This window comes from Actinomycetospora straminea, assembly GCF_028737255.1.
Classification (GTDB): domain Bacteria; phylum Actinomycetota; class Actinomycetes; order Mycobacteriales; family Pseudonocardiaceae; genus Actinomycetospora; species Actinomycetospora straminea.
In genome coordinates this window covers 398,962-424,187 of sequence record NZ_JAQZAN010000001.1, presented here as the reverse complement: position 1 = coordinate 424,187, position 25,226 = coordinate 398,962, and the positions used below count along the sequence as shown (strand labels likewise).

General features: G+C 75.7%; 20 protein-coding genes. 9 read left to right on the top strand and 11 right to left on the bottom strand.

The annotated features are described in order from the left end of the window. Positions 1-25: 25 nt before the first annotated feature. A complete protein-coding gene (locus PH190_RS01975) occupies positions 26-478 on the bottom strand; it encodes a MarR family winged helix-turn-helix transcriptional regulator (RefSeq protein WP_274229825.1) in 453 nt (150 codons plus the stop codon). Between the two features lie 65 nt (positions 479-543). On the opposite strand from PH190_RS01975, the gene PH190_RS01970 reads away from it, so the two are divergent. Together PH190_RS01970 and PH190_RS01965 are read left to right on the top strand one after the other, a co-directional pair. Next, complete coding sequence (locus PH190_RS01970) at positions 544-915, top strand: cupin domain-containing protein (RefSeq protein WP_274229824.1); 372 nt, start codon at positions 544-546, stop codon at positions 913-915. 28 nt (positions 916-943) lie between these two features. Continuing rightward, positions 944-2,176 (top strand): FAD-dependent monooxygenase, encoded by a 1,233-nt coding sequence (locus PH190_RS01965; RefSeq protein WP_274229823.1) that lies wholly within the window; start codon positions 944-946, stop codon positions 2,174-2,176. 164 nt (positions 2,177-2,340) lie between these two features. Here PH190_RS01965 and PH190_RS01960 read toward each other — a convergent pair whose 3' ends face one another. Both PH190_RS01960 and PH190_RS01955 read right to left on the bottom strand, forming a co-directional pair. Next, on the bottom strand, positions 2,341-3,072 hold the full coding sequence (locus PH190_RS01960; protein ID WP_274229822.1) for an IclR family transcriptional regulator: 732 nt from the start codon (positions 3,070-3,072) through the stop codon (positions 2,341-2,343). A 5-nt stretch (positions 3,073-3,077) separates the two neighbouring features. After that, on the bottom strand, positions 3,078-4,505 hold the full coding sequence (locus tag PH190_RS01955; protein ID WP_274229821.1) for an APC family permease: 1,428 nt from the start codon (positions 4,503-4,505) through the stop codon (positions 3,078-3,080). Between the two features lie 279 nt (positions 4,506-4,784). Between PH190_RS01955 and PH190_RS01950 the strand changes: the two genes are divergently transcribed. After that, positions 4,785-6,254 (top strand): APC family permease, encoded by a 1,470-nt coding sequence (locus PH190_RS01950; protein WP_274229820.1) that lies wholly within the window; start codon positions 4,785-4,787, stop codon positions 6,252-6,254. Between the two features lie 50 nt (positions 6,255-6,304). Continuing rightward, positions 6,305-8,242, top strand: coding sequence for a primary-amine oxidase (locus PH190_RS01945; RefSeq protein ID WP_274229819.1), 1,938 nt, complete (start codon positions 6,305-6,307; stop codon positions 8,240-8,242). Positions 8,243-8,344: 102 nt separating this feature from the next. Here PH190_RS01945 and PH190_RS01940 read toward each other — a convergent pair whose 3' ends face one another. Then, entirely contained in the window at positions 8,345-8,665 is a 321-nt protein-coding gene (locus PH190_RS01940) for a hypothetical protein (protein ID WP_274229818.1), read from the bottom strand. Continuing rightward, positions 8,658-9,890: a PspC domain-containing protein gene (locus PH190_RS01935; RefSeq protein ID WP_274229817.1), complete on the bottom strand. Its 1,233-nt coding sequence runs from the start codon at positions 9,888-9,890 to the stop codon at positions 8,658-8,660. The genes PH190_RS01940 and PH190_RS01935 overlap by 8 nt, the downstream gene beginning before the upstream one ends. 204 nt (positions 9,891-10,094) lie before the next feature. On the opposite strand from PH190_RS01935, the gene PH190_RS01930 reads away from it, so the two are divergent. Together PH190_RS01930 and PH190_RS01925 are read left to right on the top strand one after the other, a co-directional pair. Then, the gene (locus tag PH190_RS01930) at positions 10,095-11,552 is read left to right on the top strand and encodes a PspC domain-containing protein (protein WP_420791545.1); all 1,458 of its coding nucleotides are present in this window, start codon (positions 10,095-10,097) and stop codon (positions 11,550-11,552) included. Continuing rightward, a complete protein-coding gene (locus PH190_RS01925) occupies positions 11,549-12,241 on the top strand; it encodes a response regulator (protein ID WP_274229816.1) in 693 nt (230 codons plus the stop codon). Before PH190_RS01930 ends, PH190_RS01925 begins: the two co-directional genes overlap by 4 nt. Positions 12,242-12,251: 10 nt before the next feature. Here the strand turns inward: PH190_RS01925 and PH190_RS01920 are convergent, their stop codons facing one another. The 4 genes from PH190_RS01920 to PH190_RS01905 all read right to left on the bottom strand — a co-directional run bounded on the left by PH190_RS01920 (position 12,252) and on the right by PH190_RS01905 (position 17,330). Continuing rightward, a complete protein-coding gene (locus tag PH190_RS01920; RefSeq protein WP_274229815.1) occupies positions 12,252-13,961 on the bottom strand; it encodes a serine/threonine-protein kinase in 1,710 nt (569 codons plus the stop codon). 99 nt (positions 13,962-14,060) lie between these two features. Beyond that, on the bottom strand, positions 14,061-16,322 hold the full coding sequence (locus PH190_RS01915) for a hypothetical protein (RefSeq protein ID WP_274229814.1): 2,262 nt from the start codon (positions 16,320-16,322) through the stop codon (positions 14,061-14,063). 213 nt (positions 16,323-16,535) lie between these two features. Beyond that, entirely contained in the window at positions 16,536-16,853 is a 318-nt protein-coding gene (locus PH190_RS01910; protein ID WP_274201177.1) for a hypothetical protein, read from the bottom strand. Positions 16,854-16,967: 114 nt separating this feature from the next. Continuing rightward, positions 16,968-17,330 carry a chorismate mutase gene (locus PH190_RS01905; protein WP_274229813.1) on the bottom strand — a complete coding sequence of 121 codons (363 nt, stop codon included), beginning with the start codon at positions 17,328-17,330 and terminating at the stop codon, positions 16,968-16,970. A 500-nt stretch (positions 17,331-17,830) separates the two neighbouring features. Here PH190_RS01905 and pcrA point away from each other — a divergent pair, with 500 nt between their 5' ends. Further along, positions 17,831-20,149 (top strand): DNA helicase PcrA, encoded by a 2,319-nt coding sequence (gene pcrA, locus PH190_RS01900; RefSeq protein WP_274230045.1) that lies wholly within the window; start codon positions 17,831-17,833, stop codon positions 20,147-20,149. A 125-nt stretch (positions 20,150-20,274) separates the two neighbouring features. On the opposite strand, the gene PH190_RS30590 is transcribed toward pcrA, so the two are convergent. Continuing rightward, a complete protein-coding gene (locus tag PH190_RS30590) occupies positions 20,275-21,498 on the bottom strand; it encodes a M23 family metallopeptidase (RefSeq protein ID WP_337993782.1) in 1,224 nt (407 codons plus the stop codon). 385 nt (positions 21,499-21,883) lie between these two features. Then, complete coding sequence (locus PH190_RS01890) at positions 21,884-22,855, bottom strand: lipase family alpha/beta hydrolase (protein WP_274229812.1); 972 nt, start codon at positions 22,853-22,855, stop codon at positions 21,884-21,886. Positions 22,856-23,151: 296 nt separating this feature from the next. On the opposite strand from PH190_RS01890, the gene sucC reads away from it, so the two are divergent. Together sucC and sucD are read left to right on the top strand one after the other, a co-directional pair. After that, complete coding sequence (sucC, locus tag PH190_RS01885) at positions 23,152-24,321, top strand: ADP-forming succinate--CoA ligase subunit beta (RefSeq protein WP_274229811.1); 1,170 nt, start codon at positions 23,152-23,154, stop codon at positions 24,319-24,321. Between the two features lie 5 nt (positions 24,322-24,326). After that, positions 24,327-25,214, top strand: coding sequence for a succinate--CoA ligase subunit alpha (sucD, locus tag PH190_RS01880; RefSeq protein ID WP_274229810.1), 888 nt, complete (start codon positions 24,327-24,329; stop codon positions 25,212-25,214). The last annotated feature ends 12 nt before the right edge of the window (positions 25,215-25,226 follow it).

The window sequence follows — 25,226 nt, the reverse complement described above, 5'->3', positions numbered from 1 at the left end:
AAAGCCGCCACGATCACTCCCACCATCACCACGCCGGCCGCAGCGGCCCCGGGGTGACGACGCGCCGCAGCATCGCGTGCAGCGCGCCCAGCGACGCGCCGGGCAGCACGTCGCTCCAGCCCGCGACCACCTCGGCCGCCGCCTCCTCCGCCGCGCCCGTGCACGCCTCGCCCGCCGGGGTCAGGCGCAGCAGCCGGGCCCGGGCGTCGCGGGGGTCGGGCTCGCGCACCACGTAGCCCCGCGCCACGAGCCCCGCGACGAGCTGGCTCGCGGCCTGCTTCGTCGTGCCGAGGTGCTCGGCGAGGTCGACGACCGTCGTGTCCGCCGCCGCGATCCGCGCGAACGCGAAGCCGTGGGCGGGACGCAGGTCGTCGTAGCCGCGGGCGGCCAGGCCCTCCTGGACGCCGTCGACCACCTCCGTCGCCGCCCGGAGCACGAGCATCGCCAGGTCGGTCGCCGCGCGGTCGTCCACGGCCACGAGCTTGACAGGGTGGTCAAGCGAGCTGACCATATGGTCAACCAGATTGACCAGAAGGAGACCCGATGCCCGTCCTCCGTCCCGCCGACGCCGTCCGTCACGAGGCCCACGGCGCCGCGTTCCACGCCCTCGTCGCCCCGTCGCGCGGCAGCGCCGAGCTCTGCGCCTGGCGACTCGAGGTCCCCGCCGGCCAGGTCGGCGCACCGCACCGCCCGAGTCGCGAGGAGGTGCTGCTCGTCCTCGACGGCGACCTGCACGTGACCCTCGACGGCGTGGCGACGCCGGTCGTCGCCGGCGACGTGGTCCTCGTGCCGACCGGCGCCGAGCTCCGGGTCGACGGCGGGGGCGCACCGGCGTCGGTGTGGGTGACGACGTCGCCCGGGCTCGAGGCGGAGCTGGCCGACGGCTCGCGTCTCGTCCCGCCGTGGGCGAGATAGTTCGACAGTCAAGAGGTATGATGATGGAGTGACTGACATCGTGGTCGTCGGTGGCGGGCCCGGCGGCGTCCTGTTGACCTACCTGCTCGCCCGCGGCGGGGCGTCGGTGACGCTGCTGGAGTCGCGGCGCGACTTCGCCCGGCGCTTCCGCGGGGACACGCTCGCGCCGGGCGTGCTCGAGTACCTCGACACGCTCGGGCTGGCGCGGCCGCTGCTCGACGAGGTGCCGCACACGCGCTCGGACGCCTTCCGCTGGCACACCGCCGAGCGCACCTGGACCCTCGTCGACTACCGCGGCGCCAGCCGGCGGTTCCCCTTCTACGCGCTGATCCCGCAGGCGTCGTTCCTGCCGTGGCTCGCGGAGCGGGCGCGGGCCCACGGCGCCGAGATCCACATGGGCGCGCGGTTCTCGGCGCTGCGCCACGACGCCGACGACCCCGCGGGTCGCGTGTGCGGCGTCGAGTACAGCGTCGACGCCGTCAAGCACACGCTGGACGCCGCGCTGGTCGTCGGCGCCGACGGGCGGAACTCCAAGGTCCGCGCCGCGTCCGGGCTCGCCGCGACCGAGCTGGGCGCGAGCCTCGACATCCTCTGGCACGCCTTCCCCCGCCGCGCCGACGACCCGTCGTACTCGGGGCTGGACCTCTTCGGCACGCCGACCGGCAGCGTCGCCCTGCTCGACCAGGGGCGGGACTGGCAGCTCGGGTGGACGATCCGCGCCGGGTCACTGGCGGAGGTCCGCGCGCGGGGGATCGGGGCGCTGCGGGCGGCGGCGGTGGGCGTGCTGCCCTGGCTCGAGGGCCGCCTCGACGACCTCGACGACGTCGCCGACCTGACCCTCCTGCCCGTGCGCATCACGACCGTCGAGAGCTGGACGCGGCCCGGGCTCGTGCTGCTCGGGGACGCGGCGCACGTCGTGTCGCCGGTGGGTGGCAACGGGATCAACCTCGCGCTCGCCGACGCCGCGGACCTCGCCAACCGGCTGATCGGGCCCCTGCGCCGCACCCCGCCCGACCCGGCGCAGCTCGACGACGCGGCGGCGGGACTCGAGGTGGCGCGCCGGCCGGCGGTGGAGCGCGAGCAGCGCGGCCAGGTGCGCACGGAGCGCCTGGCGGCGAGGAGGATCGCGCAGGGTGACGCCGGGCCGCCGGAGGCCCTGCGCGCCCTGGCCCGCGTGCCGGGGTTCCCGCGCCTGGCGGGGCGGCGGGCGCGGGTCGAGGTGCCGGCGCCGGTGCCCGTGATCGCCGCCGGCGCGCCCTGACCGCACGGGGTCGGCGTGGAGGGGCAGCGAACGACTCCTTCGCTGCGTCCCACGCAGCCAGGGACGCCCTCGCCCCGCGGGGTGGCGCGCCGATCGAACGCAGCGAGGGACGCCCTCGCTGCCTCCCACGCAGCCGAGGACGCCCTCGCTCCACCACCCCGGTCTCACGCCAGGAGCGGGGCCAGGTCGCCGGCGTGGGTGTGGAGGAGGTCGACGAGCTCGGTGTTCGGGGCCGCGACGCGCTCGGCCGGGCCGGTGAGGGCGAGGCCGGCGACGAGGCGCCCGTCGTCGGGGGCCCGGACGGCGACGGCGAGGCAGCCCAGCGTCGCGTGGAACTCCCCGCACTGGCGCGCCAGCCCGGTCGCGCGGACCTCGTCGAGGCGCCCGGCCAGCTCGTCGCGGTCGACGACGGTCCGCGGGGTCAGGCGCGTCAGCGGGCCGTCGGGCAGGCCGTGCTCGGCGAGCAGCAGGCGCCCGAGGCCGCTGGCGTGGGGGTGGCGGGAGAGCTCGTCGGCGTCGGTGGGCGGGTGGTCGGGGTCCGGGTCGAGGAACGTCAGCCGGTGCCGGTCGAACGCGACGAGGTGCGCGCCCCAGCGGACGCGCTCGCGCAGGCGCCGCATCACCTGGCGCGCCGCGGTCGGCGCCGCCACCGACGACGGGGCGAGGTTCGCGCTGCGCCGGCCCAGGGCGAAGCCGCCGAGGTCGGGCAGCCGCACGAGGTACTCCTCGGCGACGAGCAGGTTGAGCAGGCGGTAGGTCGTCGCGGGCGGGATGCGCAGCGCCGTCGAGATCTCCTTCGCGGTGATCCCGACCCCGGCCGCCGCGACCTCCTCGAGGATCGCCAGCGCGCTGCGGACGGCCTGTGGCTGCCGGCCGCTGATCGAGCCCGAGGTCACCGACGTCACCGCGCCCGCACGGCCAGGACGTCGGCGGTCGTCGTCTCGTCGTAGACCCCCATCGCCCGCAGCGCCGGCCCCCGCAGCCGCCGCAGCAGCAGCCAGCCGCCGGCGCCGACCACGACGAGCGCGGCGAGGGTCACCACCAGTCCGGTGCCGGCGTGCAGCACGACGACCACGGCGGTGGCGGCGAGCGCGACGGAGGCGAGCACCGCGGTCACGACCACCCCGCGGGTCAGCTCGCCGATCCGCGCGAGGAAGCGGGGCGCGGCGACGCAGACCAGCAGGTAGGCGGCGAGGAAGGCCAGCGTGCCCACCGAGAGGAGCCCGCCGAACACCGCCTCGGGCGTGATCCCGGCGAGGGTCCCGACCACCACGACCGCCGCGAGCACCGGCACCGTGACCCCGACGGCCACCGCGGGCGTGAGGTGCCGGCGGTGCGTGCGCCCCAGGGCCGCCGGCGCGAGGCCCTCGCGCGCGAGCGAGAACAGCACGCGGACCAGCGTGTTCAGGGCGGCCAGCGCGCACGCGCCGAACGAGGCGACGATGCCGGCGTCCATGAGCACCGAGGCCCAGCTCAGGTCGCCGGTCGGCGGGCTCGTCACCCCGGACGCCGCCGCCCCGGGCGCGGCGAGCAGGACCAGGGTCGCGACGAGGTAGAGCACGGCGGTGACCGCCGCGGTCGCCCCGATCGCCCGCGGCACCGACGCGTAGGGCCGCCGGGCCTCGACGCCGAGCGTCGCCGCGCTGTCGAAGCCGATGAACGCGGCCAGCGCCGGCAGCACGCCGACCGCGACACTCCCGACGCCGACCGCCCCGACCCCGGTCCCGGCCGGCACCCCGGCCGGCACCCCGGTCGGTGCCGTCGTCACCGCGAGCGCCACGAGCACGACGAGGATCAGCCCGATCGACGCCGCCTCGATCACCAGCATCACCCGGCCCGCGAGCCGCACGCCGCGGACCGCGCACACGGCCACCGTCACCGCCAGCACGACGACGAGCGCGACGCCCGCCCCGACGGCGCCCACGCCCGGGAGCAGGCGCGCCACCAGCGCGCCGCCGTACCAGGACACCCCGGAGAACGCGGCCGCGACGAGCAGGCCGTAGCCGACGACCATCGCCACCGCGCAGGCGTAGGCGCCGCCCGCCCCGAGGCCCTTGGCCGTGAAGCTGTACAGCCCGCCGGCCGCCGCCATCCGTCGTGCGAACACCGCGATGCAGGCGGCGACGAGCCCGACGAGCACGGCGGCCACGGCGAACGACCACGGCGCGCCGCGTCCGGCGACGGCGATGACGAGCAGCGGCGTCGAGGCCATCGCGCCCGCCGGCGCCGTGGTCGCCACGGACTGCGCGAACACCCCGAGCGGGCGCAGCGTGCGCCGGTGCAGGCCGGCGACGGGCGACCGCGCGCGCAAGCCGGGGATCCGCGTCACGCCGTCACCGTAGAGCGCGGACCGCCCGGAACGAAGGGCCCGCGACCCGAACGAGAACCACGCCCGACAGTTTCTCGTTCGACCCCGACAACGGCGCCACCGTTCTCCGTTCGGAGAAAGCCGCGGCCATTTCCCGTCGGGAGCGAGAGAGCGGATCTCGCCGACGACCGTGCAGCTCAACGAGGGGTTGACCCCGCGGGAACGCCTCCGCAAACGTGACGCGCGACATTTTCGCTGTCCCCGCGCAGCCCCCCGCCCGCCATTGTCCCGGGAGTCGCCATGGCCGCACCCGCCGAATCCTCCGCACCACCCGCCCGCCTCTCGGGTGCGCTCGGTGTGGGGTCGATCGTCTTCATGGTCATCGCCGCCGCGGCGCCGCTGACCGTCATCGCGGGCACCATCCCGCTGGGGGTCGGCGCCGGGAACGGCGCGGCCTTCCCGATGACCTTCGTGCTGTGCGCGGTCGTCCTGCTGCTCTTCGCCGTCGGCTTCTGCGCGATGAGCCCGCACGTCCCCGACGCCGGCGCCTTCTTCACCTACATCCGCCACGGGCTCGGCCGGCCCCTCGGGCTCGGCGCCGCGTTCCTGGCCCTCGCCACGTACACCGCCGTGCAGGCCGCGGTCTACGGCTACATCGGTGCGGCGATCGACGAGCTCGTCACCAGCTTCGGCGGCCCGAGCGTGCCGTGGTGGGCGTGGACGCTGCTCGTCGTCGCGATCGTCGGCGTGCTCGGCTACCGGCACATCGAGCTCTCGAGCCGCGTGCTCGGGGTGCTGCTCCTCGCCGAGATCGCCATCGTGCTCGTCCTCGACGTCGTCGTCGTGGCGCGCGGCGGCGGGGCCGAGGGCTTCTCGACCGCCCTGTTCGACCCCGCGCAGGTCGTGTCCGGCGAGGTCGGCATCGCGATCATGTTCGCGATCGCGAGCTTCATCGGCTTCGAGGCCACCGCGGTGTTCCGCGACGAGGCCCGCGACCCGCAGCGCACCATCCCGCGCGCCACCTACCTCGCGCTCGTCATCGTCGGCGTCTTCTACGCCCTCTCGACCTGGGCCATCGTGTCCGCGTGGGGCGACGACGCCGCGGTCGCCGAGGCCGGCGCGAACCCGGCGACGTTCCTGCTCACGACGTTCGAGAACTGGCTCGGCCCGGTGGGCCTGCACCTCGTCACGATCCTGCTGGTCACGAGCCTGTTCGCGGCGATCCTCGCGTTCCACAACGTGGCCGCGCGCTACTGGTACGCCCTCGGCGGGCACGGCGCCTTCCCCGGCGCCGTCGCGCGCACCCACGCCCGCCACGGCTCGCCGCACGTCGCCTCGCTCGCCCAGACCGTGCTCGCGGCCGTCCTCGTCGTGATCTTCGCGGTCGCGGGCCTCGACCCCGTCGCCCAGGTCTTCGCGTGGATGGCGGGCACCGCGACGCTCGGCGTGCTCGTGCTCATGGTCCTGACCTGCGTCGCCGTGCTCGCCTTCTTCGCCCGCACCGGCGTCGACCGCCGGGTGTGGCACACGCGCGTGGCGCCCGCGCTGGGCCTCGTCGGGCTCCTCGTCTGCCTCGCGCTGACCATCAACAACTTCGCCACGCTCATCGGTGGCTCCACCGGCCTGGCCGTCGCCATCGGCGCCGTGCTCGTCGTCGTCTTCCTCGCGGGCGTGGTCATGGCGCTGGTCCGGCGCCCGACGGCGGTCGACGGAACCGATCCGGACAACACGGACGGTGTCGCGCCCCGCACCCCGCGCGAGAACGTCTGAGACGCAGCCCGGTCCAGCCCCGACCCACCCCCACCCCAGGAGGAGTGCCCGTGACCGCCACCGCCCCCACGTCCACCGGCGTCGCCCCCGGCGCCGCCACGCATCCGCTGGACATGGCCACCTCGGAGGAGTTCCGCACGGTCCGCGAGGTGCTGGCCGACGCCGGGCTGCTCGGCGAGGCCGTGCGGTTCTGCTTCGCCGGTCTCGAGGAGCCCGACAAGGCCACCGTGCTCGCCCACACCGACGGCGACCCGATCGACCGGCGCTTCCGCGTGCTGCTGCTCGACATGAGCGGGGCGCCGTCGCGCGACGTCGTCGTCTCCGCCACCCGCCGCGAGGTCGACTCGGCCGTCGAGCTCGACCCGGCCACCAGCGGCCAGCTCCCGATCATCGACGCCGAGTTCGAGATCATCGAGGGGATCGTCAACACCTCCGACGAGTGGCGCGACGCCCTGACCCGTCGCGGCATCGACCCCGACGCGGTGCGCGCCGTGCCGCTGTCGGCCGGCGCCTACTACCCGGAGGAGGTCGGGCACCGCATGGCGCGGGTGCTGGGCTTCCGCCAGGACCACGAGAAGGACTCGCCCTGGGCCCACCCCGTGGACGGCCTGGTCGCCTACATCGACCTCATCGCCCGCGAGGTCACCCGGGTCATCGACCACGCCGAGATCGCCGTCCCCGACGAGCCGGGCAACTTCGACGACCCCGAGCAGGTCGGCCCGCAGCGCACGACGCTCAAGCCGATCGAGATCACCCAGCCCGAGGGCGTCAGCTTCACCCTCGAGGGCAACCGCCTGCGGTGGGAGGGCTGGGACCTGCGGATCGGGTTCAACGAGCGCGAGGGCCTGACCCTGCACCAGATCGGCATCCACGGCCGTCCGGTGATCTACCGCGCGTCGATCGCCGAGATGGTCGTGCCCTACGGCGACCCGTCGCCGGTGCGCTTCTGGCAGAACTACTTCGACGCCGGCGAGTACATGTTCGCCCGCTACGCCAACTCCCTCGAGCTCGGCTGCGACTGCCTGGGCGAGATCCGGTACATGGACGTCGTGGTGGCCGACGACCTCGGCGAGCCGCGCACCATCACCAACGCGATCTGCCTGCACGAGGAGGACTACGGGGTGCTCTGGAAGCACACCGACCTCTTCACGAACGCGCAGGAGACCCGTCGCCAGCGCCGCATGGTGGTCTCGTTCTTCACCACCATCGGCAACTACGACTACGGCTTCTACTGGTACCTCTACCTCGACGGCACGATCGAGTGCGAGGCCAAGCTGACCGGCATCCCGTTCACCTCGGGGATGCCGTCGGGCGAGCACCGGTTCGCCACCGAGGCCGCGCCCGGGCTCGGGCTGCCGTTCCACCAGCACCTGTTCTCGGCCCGCCTCGACATGACCGTCGACGGCACCGCGAACGCGGTGGAGGAGGTCGAGGCGGTCGCGCTGCCCGTCGGCGAGGACAACCCGTGGGGCAACGCGTTCGTGGAGTCGCGCACGCGCCTGACCCGCGAGTCGGACGCCGCGCGCCTGGCGAACCCGGCGAGCAACCGGAGCTGGCAGGTCGTCAACCCGGGCAGGACCAACCGGTTCGGCCGCCCCGTCGGGTACGCGCTGCACGCGGAGGGGAGCCCGACGCTGCTCTCGGACCCCACCTCCGTGGTCGCGGGCCGGGCGGCCTTCGCGACACGGCACCTCTGGGTCACCGCGTACGACGCCGACGAGCGCTACCCCGCGGGTGACCACGTGAACCAGCACCCGGGCGGCGCCGGCCTCCCGACCTGGACCGCCGCCGACCGGAGCCTCGACGAGGACGGCCGGGGCGCCGACGTCGTCCTCTGGCACACCTTCGGCCTGACCCACGTGCCGCGGCCCGAGGACTGGCCGATCATGCCCGTCGACTACGCCGGCTTCCGGCTGATGCCCGTCGGGTTCTTCGACCGCAACCCCACGCTGGACGTGCCGCCGTCCTCGAACGGGCACTGCCACTGACGACTGCCACTGACGACTGCCACTGACGACTGCCACTGACGCGTTACTGGCTGGTATCGCTCGCCGGGCGAGCGATACCAGCCAGTAACGGTCGGGCGGGGGTCAGGAGCGGCGGCGCACCGTCACCCAGAGGACGGAGACCCCGACGCCGACGGCGGCGAGGACGAGCACCCAGCGCGGGTCAACGCTGACCAGGGTGCCGGTGACGGCGAGGACCGCGACGACGATCGCGGTCAGCCCCGCCACGAGGGCCAGCGGGTCGGGACCGGGACGCCGGGCGGGGGCCGTGCCGGCGTGGGGGTCGGCGTCGGGGTCGGGGTCGCTGTACGGGTCGCGGGCGCCGGTGCCCGTGGCGGTGGTCGTGTCGACCGCGTCCACGTCCTCGTGGATCGTGTACGGGTCCCGGGGCGTGTGCTCAGCCACGGCGCACCTCCACGTCGCCGCCGCCGCTGACGGCCTGCAGGTCGATGACCGGTCCGCCCGGCCCGTCGGGGCCGAGGTCACGGATCGGCCCGGTGCCGAGGCAGGTCGCGTCGCCGCCGCCGGACTCGCAGGTCGCGGCCACGTCGGCGTTCGCCGGGACGATCACGGTGACGTCGCCGGCGCCGCTCTGCGCCTGGGTGCGCACCGGCGCGGAGCCGGGCGGGACCGCGGCGAGCGCGCGCAGGTCGAGGGTGATGTCGCCGTAGGCCGTCTCGTACGCCGGCGCGACGGCGTACGGGGCGGGCGCCCAGGTGGCGTCGCCGAGGGCCTGGACCGCGCCCGAGCGGTCGTCGGTCCACGGGGCGACGCGGTCGTCCCACGGACCGCCGCGGCCGGGTCCGCCGTTGGCGGCCGCCACGAGGATCAGCGCGAGCGGCACGGCGGCCACGACCAGGCCGCGCCCGCGGTGCAGGAACGCCCCGACGACGAGGCCGGCGCCGACGACGCCCAGCGCGGTCGCGATCACCGCGGTGACCCCGAGCGGCAGGACGCCGAGCAGGCCCAGCCCGGCGACGGCCGCGGCGGCGAGCAGTGCGGCGGCGAGCGTCACGGGCACGAGCCGCGAGCGCGGCGGCTTCGGGGCGGGCGGCTCGGCGGGCTCGGGCAGGTCCCACGCGAACGGCGCGGCACCCAGCGGGTCCCACGAGGGCGGGCGCGGGGTGTCGGTGGTGTCGCCGGTCGCGGGGTCGGCGGCGTGGACGCCCGCCGCGGGCGTGCCCCCGTCCGCCGGCGCGATCGGGCGCTGCGGGTCGCGCAGGTGACCGCGGGTGCGGTGCAGCGCGTAGAACAGGCCGACCACGGTGACGACGCCGATGACGGTGCCGAGGTCCCCGGAGAACGCCCCGGCGACCGCGATGACGCCGAGGATGCTCCCGAGGACGATCGCCCACACCGGGGTCTCGCGGCGCCCGTGCTCGTCGACGCGCGGCAGCACGAGGACGCCGGCGAGGTAGACCAGCAGGCCGATGCCGTAGAACGCGGCCACGACGAACGCGACCCGCACGATCGTCGGGTCGATCGCGTAGCGGCGCGCGATCGCCGCTGCGACGCCCGCGACCTTGCGGTCCTCCTTGAGGCGGGCGGGGCGCGTGCCCCACATCTCGCGCAGCGTCGAGCCGACGTCGGCGCCGGCCGGCGCCCGCGACCCCTGCCCCGGACTGCTCATCGTCCTCATCCTCCCTCGTCGACCGCCGGAGCCGGGCTCCGCGGCGCGTGTCCCCGCCGGCCACCTCCGGGCCGGCTCGCCCCACCGAGACTGGGCGAGGGGGAGGCCCGCGGAATCCGGGAGCGACCCCGGTCCCCACCCCGAGCCGACCCCGAGGACCCCGGGGGTCGCACCGGAGCCACCGGGGGCCGGTGACGTGTGACGATGGATGACGTGGAGGACGTGGCACCCCGGCCCGACCGGGTCGACACCGGGGTCGGCCCTGCCATCGACCCTGCCGTCGACCCTGCCGTCGACCCTGCCGCCACCAGCACGGACGGCGCGGGCGGCACGGACGGCGCGGCCCCGAGCCCCGCCACGGCTCCCGCGCCCCCGGCGGCTCCGACCGCTGCCGTGGTGCGCCGCGTCCGGCGCCGGCGGGAGGGCGCGGTCATCGCCGGCGTCGCCGGCGGCATCGCCGACCACCTCGGCGTCGACGTCCTGCGCGTCCGGCTCGTGTTCGTGCTGCTCGTGGCCGCCGCCGGCGCCGGGTTCGCCGCCTACGCGCTGCTCTGGCTGTTCTGCCCGATCGAGCCGCGCGGGGTGCGCCGCGCGGTGCCGCCGCGCGAGCGCCGGCAGGGCCTCGGGCTCGCGACGCTGGGCGTCCTCCTCGCGCTCGTGCTCTCCGGGATCGGCGGGCAGCTCTCCGGCTGGGTCGTCGGGCCGCTGGCCGTGGTGCTCACCGGTGTCGCGCTGGTGTGGCGCGAGGCCGACACCCCGGACGCGGAGGCGGGCCTCGCGCAACGCTCGCGCCGGCTGGTCGGTGGCCGGCTGGGGCTCCTGCGGCTGCTCGCGGGCGCGGTGCTCGTGACTGCCGGGATCGCGGCGTTCCTGCTCGGCAACGTCGACCTCTCGCAGGTGCAGTTCGGCCTCCTCGCCGCGCTCGCGACGCTCGCCGGGGTCGTGGTGCTGACCGTCCCGTGGTGGATGCGGCTGGTCCGCGAGCTCGGCGCCGAGCGCCGCGAGCGCATCCGCGGCCAGGAGCGCGCCGACATCGCCGCGCACCTGCACGACTCGGTGCTCCAGACCCTGGCGCTGATCCAGAAGCAGGCCGGCGAGGACGTCGCCGGCCGCGAGGTGCGCCGCCTGGCCCGCAGCCAGGAGCGCGAACTGCGCGCCTGGCTCTACGGCCCGCCCGGCGGCGATGCGGGACACCCGGCGGGCGCCGGGGACGCCACCTTCGCGGCGGCGCTCGCGTCGACGGCGGGCGAGGTCGAGGACGACTACGGGCTGCGGGTGGCGCCGGTCGTCGTCGGCGACGCCCCGCTCGATCCCGACACCACCGCGCTCGTCGCCGCCGCCCGCGAGGCCATGGTCAACGCGGCCAAGCACGCGGGCGTCGACGAGGTCGACGTCTACGCCGAGGTGGAGCCCGAGACCGTCGAGGTGTTCGTGCGCGACCGCGGCCGCGGCTTCGACCCCGACGCCGTGCCCGAGGACCGTCGTGGCCTCGCCGGGTCGGTGCGTGACCGCATGACCCGCCACGGCGGCCGGGTGCGGCTGCGCACCGCGCCCGGCGAGGGCACCGAGGTCGGCCTGGTGCTGCCCCGGGCCCGGCGCGGCACGCACGGCGCCCCCAGCAACGGCACCAGCGAGACGCCCCTCGAGGAGGAGGCCCGATGACCGAGCCGTCCGGCACCACGTCCGGGACACCCGACGAGCTCGTCACCGTCGTGGTCGTCGACGACCACGCCCTGTTCCGCCGCGGGGTGCGCGCCGAGCTCGAGTCGCTGGCGCGGCGCACCGTCAGCGTCGTCGGTGAGGCGGGGTCGGTCGACGAGGCCGTCGCGGTGATCGGGCACCGGAAGCCCGACGTCGTGCTGCTCGACGTCCACATGCCCGACGGCGGCGGGGCCGCGGTGCTCTCCCGCACCCGCCCCGAGCACCCCGACGTCGTGTTCCTGGCGCTGTCGGTGTCCGACGCCGCCGAGGACGTCATCTCCGTCATCCGCGCCGGTGCCCGCGGCTACGTCACCAAGACGATCTCGGGCCGCGAGCTCGCCGACGCCGTCGTCCGCGTCAAGGCCGGGGACGCCGTGTTCTCGCCGCGGCTGGCGGGGTTCGTGCTCGACGCCTTCGCCGACCGTCCGGGAGCGACCGGCGTCGTCGACCCCGAGCTCGACCAGCTCACCCGCCGCGAGCGCGACGTGCTGCGGCTGCTCGCGCGGGGCTGGTCGTACAAGGAGATCGCCGCCGAGCTCGTCATCTCGGTGAAGACCGTCGAGACCCACGTGTCGAGCGTCCTGCGCAAGACGCAGTCGTCGAACCGCCACGAGCTCTCGCGCTGGGCGAGCGACCGCCGGCTCGTCTGAGCCGGGAGGCTCAGCCCTCGTCCCCGCCGTCGTCGGATCCGTGGTCGGAACCGTCGTCGGATCCGTGTCCCGGGTCGTCGTCGCCGGAGCGGCCCCCGCGGTCCCCGCGGTCCCGATCGTCGCCGTGGTCCCCGTCGTCGCCGGCGGACTCGGCCGCGCGCGACGGGGACGCCGAGGTGGTCGGACCCTCCGCGAGCGGCTGGTCGAGCTGCAGGCCCGTCGCGGCGGCGCGCGGGCTCGCGCCGTCGACGCTCTCGTCGCTGTCGATGAGCCACCGGCCGTCGGGGCCGCGGACCATCCCCAGCTCGTGGACCTCGCGGATCGGGTCGCGACCCTGGGGCACGAAGTCGAGCGTCGCGCGCACGGTGTCGCCGTCGACCGCGGTGGCGTCGACGACCTGCACCGACGCGATCGTCGTCCAGAACGCCTGGTAGCGCGCGAACCCGCCGGTCTGGCCCTGCAACCCCGGGCCGAGACGGGCCCAGCCGGCGGCCTCGTCGCCGGTGACGACGCCGTAGTAGTCGCGGACGGCGGCGACCATGGCGGCGGCCGGGTCCGGGTTCGCGGCGTCGGGTGACGCCACGGTGGCGCCCGTCGAGTCGGAGCCGTTGCCCGAGAGCAGGGCGACGCCGACGATGCCGCCCGCCGCGAGGGCGACGAGCAGGACGAGGACGACGATCGCCGCGGTCGGCCGGCGCGGCGTGCGGCGGCGGGCCGGCGCGTCGGGGGCGGGCAGGCCCTGGCGGGTCGGCGGTCCGACCGGACCGGGGCCGCTGCCGGGGCCCGTGGCCCGACCGGCCGGGCCGGCGAGCCACGGGTCGGACGAGTGCCGCGCCTCGGGGACCGACGCGGCCGCCGCGCCCGGGGCGACGAGGTCGGCCAGCGGCTCCTCGGTGCGCCCGCCCGCGTGTGCGATGCGGCCCAGCTCCTGGCGGGCCTGCGCGGCGCTGGGGCGCTCGGCCGGGTCGTCGCGCAGCAGGCGCATGAGCAGCGCGGTCAGCGGCCCGGCCTGCGCGGGCGGTACGACCTTGCCGGCGGCGACGTTGTGCAGCAGGGCGAGGGCGTTGTCGTCGGCGCCGAACGGCGGCATGCCCTCGACGGCCGCGTAGAGGGTCGCGCCGAGGGAGAAGACGTCGGACGCCGAGGTGGAGTCCTCGCCGCGGGCCACCTCGGGCGCGAGGTAGGCGGGGGTGCCGGCGAGCATCCCGGTGCGCGTGAGCGTGAGGTCGCCCGTGGCGCGGGAGATGCCGAAGTCGGTGATCTTGACGGTGCCGTCCGCGCCGAGCAGCACGTTGCCGGGCTTGACGTCGCGGTGGACGATGCCGGCTTGGTGGGCGGCGTCGAGGGCGTCGGCGACCTGCCGCCCGATGCGCGCCACCGTCCGCGGCTCGAGCGTGCCCTGCTCGCCGAGCACGTTCGCGAGGCTGCGCGAGGGCAGGTACTCCATGACCAGCCACGGCTCGTCGCCCTCGATGGAGGCGTCGAACACCGAGATGGCGTGCGGGTGCTGCAGCCGCGCGGCGATCCGGCCCTCGCGCAGCGTGCGCTGGCGGACCTCCTCGGCCTCGCGGTCGTCCAGCCCCGCGTGCAGGAACACCTGCTTGACGGCGACGACCCGGCCCAGGCGCTCGTCGGTCCCGCGCCAGACCACGCCCATCGCCCCGGACCCGATGCGTTCCTCGAGGCGGTACCGCCCGGCGACCACGCGGGGAGAGCTCACCGGCTGCTCCGGGTCCGCGGGTCCACGGGGGTCACAGTAGAGGTCCCGACCGGGTGACGACCACGCGCCCGGCGGCGGACCAGCTCACCGCCGGCCCGCTCAGTCGTCGCCGTCGCCGGAGCTGCCGCCGTCGCCGGTGTCGGCGCTGCTGCCCTCGTCCGCGGCGTCGTCGCTGCTGCTCCCGGCACTGCTGCCGCTGCTGCTGCCGGCGCTGGAGGCCCCGTCGTCTCCGCTGTCGCCGGCGGCCCCGTCGTCGCCGCTGGCGTCGTCCCCGCTGGCGTCCCCGCTGAGCCCGAGCAGCCCCTCGACGCCGTCACCCACCGCGTCGGTCGTGTCCTCGACGGTGTCGCCGGTCGTGTCGACCACCGACCCGACGGTGTCCGCGGTGTCCTCGACGGTCTCCTCGACCTCGTCCGTGGTGTCCCCCACCGCGTCGCCGGTCTCCTCGACGGTCTCCTCGACGGTCGAGGAGACCCCCTCGACGGTGTCCGCGGTGTCCTCGACCAGCGGTGGGGTCGACCCGCCGGTGGCGTCCCCGACCGCGTCGAGGGTGTCGGTGAGGGTCTCGCCGGCGGGGGCGACGACGTCGGCCGCGGTGGCGCGCAGGGTGGTGGCGGCCGTCGTGCCGGTGTCGCCCACGGCGCCGGACACGGTGCCGGCGAGGGGGCCGACGACGTCGTGGTTCGCCGAGCGGACCGTGCTGCCGACGGTCGCGCCGGCGTCGCGGACGCCTCCGGTGACGGTACCGACCGCCGGGTCCGCGACCTGCGACTCGAGCGAGCGCAGCGTGCTGTTCACCGTGCCGCCGAGGCCGGTGACCGGCCCGCCGAGCGGGCCGGGCAGGGGGCCGCCGAGCCGGCCGGTGGTGCCGTCGACGACGACGCCGACGGTGCCGACGAGGCCCGGGGGGCGCGTCGGGGCCGGCGTCTCGCCGCCGAGCAGGCCGTCGAGCACGCCGCCGACCCCGCCCACGGTGGTGCCGAGGCCGTCGGTGACGCCGGTGACCGTGGTGTCGAGCCCGTCGGCCAGCGTCTCGACGGTGCGCCCGGCGCCGGAGACCGTGGTGCCGAGGCCGTCGGTGGCGTTGCCGACCGTGTCGCCGACGCCGCCCACGGCTCCGCCGACCACGCCGCCGGTCCCGCCGATGACCTCGCCGGCTCCGTCGACCAAGGGACCGATGACGCCGCCACCGCCACCGCCGTCGCCCCCGACGGGTGCGCCCGGGGTGCCGGGCCCGACGGGGACACCCGGGGCGCCGGGGCCCCCGGGGACGACGCCGCCACCGCCGCCGGGCGGGGCCACACCGCCCACGCCCCCCGGCGCCGCGGTGAGGGGGCCGTCGACGCCGGCGAGCCCGCCGCCCGCGACGGCCGCGCCGCCGGGCGCGCCGAGGCCCAGGCCCAGGTCGGAGGCCGCGGCGCTCAGCGTGATGCCGGTGCCGAGGGGCAGGCCGTCGGGGCCCAGGACGACGCCCGGGATCGCGCCCGGCGTGCCGGGCAGAACCGGGACGATGCCCGCCCCGGGCGGGAGCGCGACCGGGCCGCCGGGCGACGGCGCCTCCTCGACGGGCAGGCCCGGCAGGGGCAGGCCGGCGATGCTCGCGACGGTGCCGGCCACGAGCAGGGCGCCCGTGGTGGCGCCGAACGTCCGGGTGTTCGTGCGGCGGAACGGGTTCGTGCGCCGGCGCGCCGACCGCCCGGGGGTGGGCAGCGGGCGCACGAGAGCGGGGCCGGTGTCGCCCTGGCGGACGAAGGCCCGCAGGTCGGCGGCCGCCGCCGCGCGCGCCGCGCCGAGGTCGGAGACGGGGCCGTCGGGCCGGGCCCCGGCGGGAGCGGGCCCCGCCGTGGTCGTGCCGGCCGCCTCGGCGGCCTCGGCCGCCTCCAGCGCGGCGGCGAAGGCCAGGGCCGCGTCGAGCTCGGTGGAGCCGGTGGCGGTGGCGTGGGTGCTGTCCGGGGTCGCGACCGGGGTCAGGGCGGGCCGCCGCTCGTCGCGCGTGGCGTCGTCGGTAAGGGTCGTCGGCGGCGCGGAGCGGGGCTCCGGCACGGCCTCGCCGCGCTCGGCCTCGCGGACGCGGCGGGCGGAGGCGGTGAGGCGCGCGAGGAGCTCGGTCACCGGGACACCGTCGGTGTGACGGGCCTCGTCCTGGTGCGGTACGGGCGGCAGGTCGTCGACCGGACGTCGGGGCACGGGAACCAGATCGATCGGTACCTCGCCCGGCGTTACGCCCTCCGCGAGTCGGTCGTCGGCGCCCGGACCACCACCGGGCAGGGCGGGCGGAGGGACGGTCGGCGGGGCGACCAGGGTGCCCGTGACCTCGGCGGGCTCGTCGAACCACGCGTGCCGGCCACCACGCTCGTCCATGTCCCTCTGCTCCTCGTCCCGTGTCCACTCCCCGTGGGGGAATAGCTACTCGGGGCGTCACCCGGACGTGCAGAGCCGTCCAGGGGACGAGGTGCGACCGTTCGTGTCCGGGCGCCCAGCGGCCGTGTCAGCGGGTTGGGCCGAACACGGACGTTCGCTCGCCGGACAGCCCACGCTCATGCACCGGTGGGCGCCGGAACGTGACCGCTGGGCTCAGCGCGGCGGGGCGGCGAGCCGCTTGCGGGCCCCCTGGAGCTGGTTCGTCGCGACGAGGCCCACGCCACCGCCGACGAGCAGCCCGATGACGTCGAGCGGGATGCCGCCACCCGTGAGGAGCAGCGCGACGAGCGCGCCCAGGGCGAGGCCGCCCGCCGCCGGTAGCCGCTTGCGCGCGTCGGTCGCGAGGTGCGCGGCCCCCGGGCGCTTGGAGGCCACCGACGAGATCATGAGCAGGTAGCCGCCGTAGCCGACCGCGGCGAGCAGGCTCAGCACGGTGACGATCGTGGCGATCAGGTCGATGACCGTTCCCATGGCACCAGCGTGCCACCACCGGCGTGTGGTCGGCGCTCGTCGGACCCCGGAACACCTCAGGGTGTCGGGTCGGGGTCGGGACCCGCGCCGGGTGCTAGCGCCGTCCCGGGAGCGTCAGGCCCGACCGCCCAGCCGCCCGCGCCCGAGACGCAGCAGCAGCATGGCGAGCTCCCGGCCCTCGGTCCCGAGGTCGCGGAACCGGGCGAGGACCTGCATCTCGCGGTTGTAGACGATCCGGGGCCCGCCGGCGGCCATCCGCGCCAGCCCGATCCGCTGCGAGATCTCCGAGCGGCGCTTGACGAGGCGCAGCAGCTCGGCGTCGATCGCGTCGATCTCCTCGCGCAGCGAGGGGATCTCGTCGGCGGTGGCCGGGGCGAGCGGGGCCGGCGCGTCGGTGGACGCGGGGGATGCGTCCTCGGACCCGGCGTCGGCGGCGCTGTCGGTAGGGCTGTCGGTGGAGCTGGTCGCGGCACTCACGGGGGATCGGCCTCCAGGGTGTGTCCGGGTGGTTCCCGGGTCGGTGGGCCCTCGCGACCCCGGACACGAGAACGCCCCGGGGTCCGTGGACTCCGGGGCGGCGTGGCAGCGCGGCGGGCGCGTCAGCTGACCACGGGCACCGGGGTCCGGTACCCGTAGAAAAATCGACGAAACTGCGCGCGCACGGCGGTCATCATGCCATCGGCGCGGCGTGCGACCAAACGGCCGCCCGGTGGACCTCCCCGGGCCGCCACGCCGCCGCGACTGTCGGAGGGCCCCGGTAGCGTGGACCGACGATGAGCACCGGTCCCGCCACCCGCCACGCCGCGTCCGACACCACGTCAGACGTCGGGTCGGGCCCGCCCGTGCGTTCGGCGGCGTCCGCCCTGTCCCGGCGGCTGGCCGCGGCCGCCGCGGGCGGCGACGACGCGGGGGCCGGCGCCGCGCTGCGCCGCGACACCGACCGTCCCGACCCGGCGGACGACCCGCTGCTCGAGGGCATGAACCCCCCGCAGCGCGAGGCGGTGGTGCACACCGGGTCGCCGCTGCTCATCGTCGCCGGCGCCGGATCGGGCAAGACGCGGGTGCTCACCCACCGGATCGCCTGGCAGATGCGCCACCAGGGCGTCGGGCCGGGCCAGGTCATGGCCATCACGTTCACCAACAAGGCCGCCGCCGAGATGCGCGAGCGCGTGGCCGCGCTGGTGGGTCGCCGGGCGAACGCGATGTGGGTGTCGACGTTCCACTCGATGTGCGTGCGCATCCTGCGCCGCGAGTACCGCCACCTCGAGCTGAGCTCCACGTTCTCCATCTACGACGCCGACGACTCGCGGCGGCTCGTCGCGTCGGTGGCGCGCGGGCTCGACCTGGACGCCAAGAAGTACTCGCCGCGCGGGCTGCTCGCCCGGATCTCGGCGTGGAAGAACGAGCTCGTCTCGCCCATCGAGGCCGCCGACGCCGCGGCCACCGAGGCGGAGAAGCGCACGGCCGAGGTCTACGCCGTCTACCAGCAGCGGCTGCAGCAGTCGAACTCGCTCGACTTCGACGACCTCATCGGTCGCACCGTCGACCTGCTGACCCGCTTCCCCGACGTCGCCGAGTACTACCGGCGCCGGTTCCGGCACATCCTGGTCGACGAGTACCAGGACACCAACCACGCGCAGTACATGCTGGTCCGGGCCCTGGCGGCGGGCAGCGAGGACGGCGCGGTGCCCCCGGCCGAGCTGTGCGTGGTGGGCGACGCCGACCAGTCGATCTACGCCTTCCGCGGCGCCACCATCCGCAACATCGTCGAGTTCGAGCGCGACTACCCCGAGGCGCGCACCATCCTGCTCGAGCAGAACTACCGCTCCACCCAGCGCATCCTCACGGCCGCCAACGCCGTCATCAGCCGCAACCCGGACCGTCGCGACAAGCGGCTGTGGACCGACGCGGGCGACGGCGAGCTGGTGGTCGGCTACGTCGCCGACAACGAGCACGACGAGGCGGCGTTCGTCGCCGCCGAGATCGACCGGCTGGTCGACGCGGGCGAGGCGCGCTTCGGCGAGGTCGCGGTCTTCTACCGGACCAACGGTCAGTCGCGGGTGTTCGAGGACGTGTTCATCCGCCTCGGGCTGCCGTACAAGATCGTCGGCGGCGTGCGCTTCTACGAGCGCCGCGAGGTCCGCGACGCGATGGCCTACCTCAAGGTGCTCTCGAACCCCGAGGACACGGTCTCCCTGCGCCGCATCCTCAACGTGCCGAAGCGGGGCATCGGCGACCGTGCGGAGTCGGTGGTCGCCGACGCGGCCGACCGCGAGCGCATCACCTTCGCCGCCGCGCTGCGCCGGGCCGCCGCGGGCGAGGTCCACGGGCTGGCGACGCGCTCGCAGCGCAACATCGCCGACTTCGTCGAGATGCTCGACGGTCTCGCCGGGCTGGTCGCCGAGGGCACGTCGGTCGACGAGGTGCTCGAGGCGATCCTCGACCGCTCGGGCTACCGGGCCGAGCTCGAGGGCTCGGAGGACCCACAGGAGCAGTCGCGGCTGGAGAACCTGCAGGAGCTCGTCAGCGTCGCGCGCGAGTTCGTGCAGGACGCGCTCAACGCCGAGGGCGTCGAGGACGCCGCCGGGGAACAGACGGTGGAGCAGGCCGAGGGCACCGACGGCCAGGCCGTGCCGGGCTCGCTCGAGGCGTTCCTCGAGCGGGTGTCGCTGGTGGCCGACGCCGACTCGATCCCCGACGGCGGCGACGGCGTGGTCACGCTGATGACGCTGCACACCGCGAAGGGCCTCGAGTTCCCGGTCGTGTTCACCACCGGCTGGGAGGACGGCGTCTTCCCGCACTCGCGGGCGCTCGCCGACCCCGCCGAGCTCTCCGAGGAGCGCCGGCTCGCCTACGTCGGCATCACGCGCGCCCAGCAGCGGCTCTACCTCTCGCGCGCGGTCATGCGCTCGGCGTACGGGCAGCCGCAGGCCAACCCGCCGTCGCGGTTCCTCGACGAGGTGCCCGCCGACGTGTGGGAGTGGCGCCGTGTCGAGCCCAGCTCCGAGCGGTCCTCGCCGGTCGGGCGCACCCGCTTCGGCTCCGGGCGCTGGGCGAGCCCCGGCACCGACCTGTCCGGCCGGGCCTCGCGCCCCTCGCCGATGCGCCCGGACTGGAAGGAGGCGCCGACGATCTCGCTGGACGTCGGCGACCGGGTGAGCCACGACAAGTACGGCCTCGGCACGGTGGTCACCGTCGACGGCGTCGGCTCGCGGGCCACGGCCACCATCGACTTCGGCTCCTCGGGCACCGTGCGGCTGATGCTCATCGGCGGCGTGCCGCTGACGAAGCTCTGACCGCGCTACCCCCGGTGGCGGGCTCCGGCTCGGGGGTCGGCGCGCGGGTCGGTACTGAGCGCGGAGAAACGACGAGGGCCCCGGAGCGCGTGCTCCGGGGCCCTGGCCGTCTTGCGGGGAGCGGACTAGTCCTGGGGGGAGCCCAACGAGATGCCGCGCTCGGCGAGCCACGGCAGCGGGTTGACCTTGCGGGAGCCGTCCTCCCACACCTCGAAGTGCAGGTGGGGGCCGGTGGAGCGGCCGCGGTTCCCGATCTCGGCGATCTCCTCGCCGGCCCGGACCCGCTGGCCCTCCTCGACGTAGGAGCGGTTGACGTGGCCGTAGACGTTGATCGTGCCGTCGTCCAGCTCGACCTTGACCCACATGCCGAAGCCGCTGGCCGGCCCGGACTCGACGACGGTGCCGTCGGCGACCGAGACGATCGGGGTGCCGATCGGGCCCGCGATGTCGATGCCGCGGTGCGACGAGCCCCAGCGGGCACCGAAGCCCGAGGTGAAGCGACCCTCGGCCGGGCGGACGTAGTCGGGGCGCGCGGCCTCGGCGGCGGCGCGGGCCGCGGCGGCCGCGCGGTCGGCGGCCTTGCTCAGCGAGCCGACCTGGTGGCCCTCGTCGGCGGTCGCGGTGTCCGCGGATCCGGTCGAGGCGGTCGCGGCCGGCGAGGTCACCGGCAGGACGCCCGAGGTGGCCGCGTCGAGCCCGGTGGCGCGGGACGAGGACACGTCGCTCGTCGTCGCGCGGTCGGAGGCCAGGGCCAGCTCGGCGGTCGTCGGCGCGTCGGACAGGGCGTCGAGGCCGGCGAGGCTGTGCCCCGCGGTCGCGAGCGCACCGGCGGCGACGGCGGCGACGGCGAGGCGCCCGCGCAGCGGCGAGGGCCCGCGGCCGGCCGGCGGCGCGGGCCGTGGCGGGGGGCCCGGGTCGAGGTCGCGACGCCGGGGACCGCCCTGCGGCGGGCGGGGCGTGCGGCGGTCCCGGGGGTCCCGGTGCTCACGCGGCAGCTCGCGCAGCGTCTCCTCGCGGGGGAGGTCGCGGTACGCAGGACGCGGGTGGCCGCCGGTGGTCGGACCCGCGGGCCGCTGCGGCGCGGGCGCCGGGGCCACGGGGCCGGGCCGCAGCCCGACGGGACGGGCGGGGACCTCCGGCGCGCGGCCGGTGCCGCTGACGAACCCGGCGGCGTCACCGCCGCGGCGCCCGCCCCGGGCGCCGAGACCGGGCAGACCGGCACCGAGGCCGGACAGGTCGGGGAAGCGCGGTCCCGCGGGGCCGCCACCGAAGCCGCCGGCGAGGGCGGGGGTGAGGCCGAGGGAACCGAAGAGGGGCGCGGACGGCGGGCGCGGGGAGCTGTTCGCCAAGACCATCCTTCCCGCGGATCGGGGCCGGTCACGGCGACATCCAGGGCGGGAATTCGGGGAGTGCCCTGACGGAACGTTCGGGGTCGTTCCGTATGTCGTTCGTGACCTGACCGTGATGAGGACGGCGAGAAGGTAGCGACGCGGTCACGGGCTGAGCAAACGACAGGAGTGCCCCGAGCCGGTCGCTACGCCGTGCGTGCGGGCGTGCGCGCCGAGCGGTCGTCACCGTGTCGGGTGACCCCTCGTCGCTCGGTCGGACGTGTCCTCCCCGTTCGGCGCGCGCCCCCGGCGGGCCGTCACGCGCGGTCGACCACTCACCCGGCGGCGCGGCCGGGACGGTGTCCGGATCGACCCGGGATGGCCCCGAATGCCCGAAACGCCCCGGTCAGCCCGCCACCGCGCGCGCCGAGCCCGCCCGGTCGCGGCCGCGCAGCGGCCGCCGGGACAGCAGGCGGGTCACGAGGTGCACGACCTCCGGGTCGATCGTCATCGACAGGTGCCCGACGTGCTCGAGCTCGACCTCCGTGACCGCGAGGTCGGGGTGGGTCAGCCGCGCCGCCGACTGCGGGATGATCAACTGGTCCTGGCGGCTCCACACCGCGAGGAACCGCGTGCGGCAGTCCGGCGCCGGCTCCGCGAGCTCGCGCAGGAGGTCCGATCCGGGCTGCAGCTGCTGGGGGACCCGCGTCGGCGGCAGGAAGTGGGCGATGAGGCTGCCGCGGTGCGGGGTCCCGAGCGTCACGAGCGTGTCGACGCGCGCGTCGCCCCCGAGCCGCTGCACGTAGTAGCGCGCCATCAGCCCGCCCAGCGAGTGCCCGACGATGTGCACCCGGTCGGCGCCCGTGCTCGCGCAGAGCCGCTCCACGTGGTGGCCCAGCTCGCGGGCGGCGGCCCGGATGTCGCCGGTGAACGCGGTGAGGACGCTGAAGTTCACCGCGTGCACCACGCCGAAGCCGCGGCGGCGCAGCGCGCGGGCGAGCAGCGCGAAGATCGAACGGTTGTCGACGATCCCGTGCACGAGCAGCACCGGTGTCGTCGAGGACTCCATGTCGGAGACGACCAGGCTGCGCTGCGCGGGGGACAGCGAGGCGGTGCGGTGGTGGACGAACGTGCCCGCCGGGCGCAGCACCTCGTCGACCAGGCCCCAGGGGTAGAGGGAGACGTGGACCGCGGTGTACGCGATCTCGACGGCCAGCCCGCGCACGCCCGCCGGCACCCCGACGGTGCGCGCCGCGTAGCCCAGCCCTCGCCAGACCGCGCCCGCGATGGTCGCCAGCGGCCGCTCGACGGGCGCGGCGAGACCCGCCGGCTCGGTCCCCGGCTCCTCGGCAGGGGACATGACGCCCGTCACGTCCATGAGGTGGACGTTAAGGGTTGTTCACGCGAACAGTCGCGGTAGGACGTGCCCGGACCGATCAAGTACGACCCCGATCGGGCGCACCCGATCGCACGCCGGAACGATTCAGCACCGCGCTGACCGGCGCGTGTGTCCGGTGTCGCCCCCGTCGCACCGCCCGGGTACCCGTCGCGTCGATAGGGTCGCCGCGCATCCGTCGAGACGTGGGCGCGCCACCGGAGAGGTGGGCGCCACGCGACCTCGCCCGGCCGCCGCCGCGGGCGGCGCCCCGGGGAGTTGGTGAGGAGAGTTCACGAGTGGACCTGTACGAGTACCAGGCGAAGGACCTCTTCGCCGCCCACGGGGTGCCGGTGCTGCCCGGGCGCACCGTCGACACCGCCTCCGAGGCCGAGCGGGCCGCGCAGGAGATCGGCACCGCCGTCGTCGTCAAGGCGCAGGTGAAGACGGGCGGTCGCGGCAAGGCCGGCGGCGTCAAGCTCGCCGAGACCCCCGCCGAGGCCAAGGAGAAGGCCGAGGCCATCCTCGGGCTCGACATCAAGGGCCACATCGTCCACCGGGTCCTGGTCACCGAGGCCAGCGACATCGCGCAGGAGTACTACTTCTCCTTCCTCCTCGACCGGTCCAACCGCACCTTCCTCGCCATGTGCTCGGCCGAGGGCGGCATGGAGATCGAGGAGCTCGCGGTCGAGCGGCCCGAGGCGCTGGCCCGGGTGCCGATCGACCCGATCGCCGGCGTCGACCGCGCGAAGGCCGACGAGATCGTCAAGCAGGGCAACCTCCCCGCCGAGGTCGCCGACGAGGCCGCGCAGGTCATCGTCAAGCTCTGGGACACCTTCGTCGGCGAGGACGCGACGCTGGTCGAGGTCAACCCGCTGGTGCGCGACCCGCAGGACCGGGTCGTCGCGCTCGACGGGAAGGTCACCCTCGACGAGAACGCCGACTTCCGGCACGAGGCCCACTCCGAGCTGGTGGACGAGCGCAGCCAGAACCCGCTCGAGGCCAAGGCCAAGGAGAAGGGCCTCAACTACGTCAAGCTCGAGGGCGGCCAGGTCGGGATCATCGGCAACGGTGCCGGCCTCGTCATGTCCACCCTCGACGTCGTCGCGTACGCAGGTGAGCAGCACGGCGGCATGAAGCCCGCCAACTTCCTCGACATCGGCGGCGGCGCGTCGGCCGAGGTCATGGCGGCCGGCCTGGACGTCATCCTGGGCGACGAGGACGTCAAGAGCGTCTTCGTCAACGTCTTCGGCGGCATCACCGCCTGCGACGCGGTGGCCAACGGCATCGTCGAGGCGCTGAAGATCCTCGGCGACAACGCCACGAAGCAGCTCGTCGTCCGGCTGGACGGCAACAACGTCGACGAGGGCCGCCGGATCCTCGCCGAGGCGAACCACCCGCTGGTCACGGTGGTGGACACGATGGACGACGCGGCCGCGAAGGCCGCCGAGCTGGCGGCAGGGGCGTAGAAACGATGTCGATCTTCCTCGACGAGAACAGCAAGGTCATCGTCCAGGGGCTCACCGGCTCCGAGGGCATGAAGCACGCCACCAAGATGGTGGCGTCCGGCACGAACATCGTGGGCGGCGTCAACGCCCGCAAGGCGGGGACGAGCGTCGAGATCACGGGCCGGGACGTGCCGGTCTTCGGCGCGGTCGAGGAGGCCATGAAGGAGACCGGGGCGGACGTCTCGGTGCTCTTCGTGCCCCCGAAGTTCGCCAAGGACGCCGCGGTCGAGGCCATCGACGCCGGCATCGGGCTCGCGGTGGTCATCACCGAGGGCATCCCGATGCACGACTCCGCCTGGTTCTGGGCGCACGCCTGCGCCAACGGCAACCGCACGCGGATCATCGGCCCGAACTGCCCCGGCATCATCAGCCCCGGCAAGTCGAACGCCGGCATCATCCCCGCCAACATCAGCGGCGCCGGGAAGATGGGCCTCGTGTCGAAGTCGGGCACGCTGACCTACCAGATGATGTACGAGCTGCGGGACATCGGCTTCTCGTCCGCCATCGGCATCGGCGGCGACCCGATCATCGGCACGACGCACATCGACGCCCTCGAGGCGTTCGAGGCGGACCCCGAGACCGAGGCCATCGTCATGATCGGCGAGATCGGCGGCGACGCCGAGGAGCGTGCGGCCGACTACGTCAAGGCCAACGTCACCAAGCCCGTCGTCGGCTACGTTGCGGGGTTCACGGCTCCCGAGGGCAAGACGATGGGCCACGCCGGCGCCATCGTCTCCGGCTCCGCGGGGACCGCGCAGGCCAAGAAGGAGGCGCTCGAGGCCGCGGGCGTCAAGGTGGGCAAGACGCCGACCGAGACCGCGGACCTCGCGCGCTCGCTGGTCAACCGGGGCTGACGACCCGGCCGA